Here is a 1696-nt window from a genome sequence, read left to right as displayed (position 1 = left end):
GGTGCTGGCCGGGACGATCGCCGGGGCCGACGCGGCGCTGGCGGCGGGCGGCGGGGAATAGCGGCGGGTGACGGCCGGGTTTCTCCTCTGCCGTCTTTCGCGCAGCGCGGCACGAGGAACCGAACCGGAAGTGAGACAGCCGTGAAGGTCGAGATCTACAGTGACATCGCCTGCCCCTGGTGCTACGTCGGGAAGACCCGCTTCGAGCGCGCACTGACCGCCTTCCCGCAGGCGGCCGACGTCGAGGTGATCTACCGGCCGTTCCAGCTCGACCCCTCCGCCCCGCGGCAGCCGCGCGTGCACCGCCAGGTGCTGGCCGCCAAGTTCGGCCCGCAGGCCCTGGCCATGGACGACCGCCTGACTCAGCTCGGCGCCGCCGAAGGCATCACCTTCGACTTCGACACGGTGCTGGAGAACAACTCCCTGCTCGCCCACCGCCTGCTCCGCTTCGCCCTCGACGAGTACGGCCCCGAGGTGCAGCGCCGCCTCAAGGGCCGGATCATGACCGGCCACTTCGCCGAGGGCCTGGACATCGGCGACCCGGCCCAGCTGGCCGACGCGGCCGCCGCCGTGGGCCTCGACCGCGCCGCGGTGACCGCGTTCCTCGCCGGTGACGCGCTCCGCGACGAGACCCTCGCCGATATCGACGAGGCCCACCAGCTCGGGATCACCGCCGTCCCCACCTTCGTCTTCGAGGGCAAGTGGTCGGTACAGGGCGGCCAGGAGACCTCGACCTTCCTCCAGGTGCTGGAGCAGATTGCCAAGGAGACCGCCGCCGAGTCCCAGGACCCGGCGGTCGCGGCGGCCGACGCGTGCGCGGACGGCGCCTGCGAGGTCCCGGCCGCCGACGGGCGTCCGTCGGCGGCGGCCAACTGACCGCCGGCCTGCCGGACGGCTTTCCCCCGTAGGGGCCTCCCAGGAGGCCCCTACGGCGCTCTCGGCGCCGCTACGAGCAGGTGATCCGCGCGTCCGCCCAGTCCGCGAGGGCGACCAGTGCGAGGCCCGAACGCTGCGGCTGGACGACGAGCTCGACGCTCCGGACGCCTTTCAGGCCGACATGGACCGGGACGGCCGCGTCGCCGCCGCGTACGACCGGGGAGGACCACAGGCGGCTGCCGTCGCCGTAGACGGCGAAGCGCACCGGGGCACCCAGCCAGCTGCTGAGGTCGTCGACGCCGGCCCGGGCGTCGTAGGAGACGCAGGCGCGGTTGAGGTCGATGGTCACGGTGGACAAGCCGTGCACGGTGATGCCGGGGCCGTACCGGGTGCCGCCAATGGTCAGGCCCCAGCGGTCCCACCACCAACTGCCGCCGCCCGGCCGGATGGTGGGCCCGGCCGCGCTCTGCCCGCCGCGGCCGACGGGCAGCGAGTTGACCTGGTAGACGACCGGCGCGGGCGGTGGTGGCGGGGGTGAGGTGGGCGGCGGGGACGTCGGCGGCGGTGGTGTCGGGGTCGCCGTCGGGCTCGGAGTCGGTGTCGGGGTCGGTCCAGGGCTCTGACTGGTGCCGGGGGCGGGCTTCGTCGGCACCGGGGGGATCGGCGCGTTCGACGCGGGCACCGGATCGGATCCGGCCGGCGTACCGCCGGGGGTCGGCGTCGGACTGACGCCCGGCGCGGGCGGGAAGGCCGGCGGCAGCCCAGCCACCGGACCGCTGCCGGGCGGCTTCACCGCCGGGGACCCCGAGGGTGCGGCGCC

General features: G+C 74.9%; 2 protein-coding genes. One reads left to right on the top strand and one right to left on the bottom strand.

The window, feature by feature from the left end; all coding sequences use genetic code 11:
- Positions 1 to 57 precede the first annotated feature (57 nt).
- Positions 58 to 876 (top strand): DsbA family oxidoreductase, encoded by an 819-nt coding sequence (locus GA0115240_RS29795; RefSeq protein ID WP_346267995.1) that lies wholly within the window; start codon positions 58 to 60, stop codon positions 874 to 876.
- Positions 877 to 946: 70 nt separating this feature from the next.
- Here the strand turns inward: GA0115240_RS29795 and GA0115240_RS29790 are convergent.
- A partial coding sequence (locus tag GA0115240_RS29790; protein ID WP_346267994.1) for an NPCBM/NEW2 domain-containing protein occupies positions 947 to 1696 on the bottom strand: 750 nt, incomplete at its 5' end.

Source organism: Streptomyces sp. DvalAA-14 (assembly GCF_900091855.1).
Lineage (GTDB): Bacteria > Actinomycetota > Actinomycetes > Streptomycetales > Streptomycetaceae > Actinacidiphila.
The sequence above is the reverse complement of the archived record's forward strand: the minus strand, read 5'-3'. Positions and strand labels throughout refer to the sequence as shown.